The 279-nt window shown below is 58.1% G+C and carries 1 pseudogene; it reads right to left on the reverse strand.

The annotated features are described in order from the left end of the window. Positions 1 to 279: pseudogene (fimE, locus tag ACX6XY_RS30195) on the reverse strand (type 1 fimbria switch DNA invertase FimE); the annotation flags it as partial.

The following is a 279-nucleotide window of genomic DNA, read 5'->3' on the forward strand; positions in this document are numbered from 1 at the left end:
GTGTAACGTACTGTGTGACGAATATTACGATGTCCTAGATAATCCTGTATCAAACGCGTATCTGTCCCTCTTTCAGCCAGTTCATAGCCGCAGGCGTGACGCAGCATATGGGGGTGAGTGTGCGTGACGGTACCCGCATTTTCCCCGGCGGAGCGAATAATACGATACGCCTGCTGGCGGGAGAGCGCTGTACCGCGGCGGGAGATAAACAGTGCGTCCGTTTTGTCCGCCGCTTTCCAGCCGGCACGGACCAGGCTCCAGCGCTCAATCGCCTCGCGC

The sequence above is a fragment of the Streptomyces sp. O3 genome, assembly GCF_054788135.1.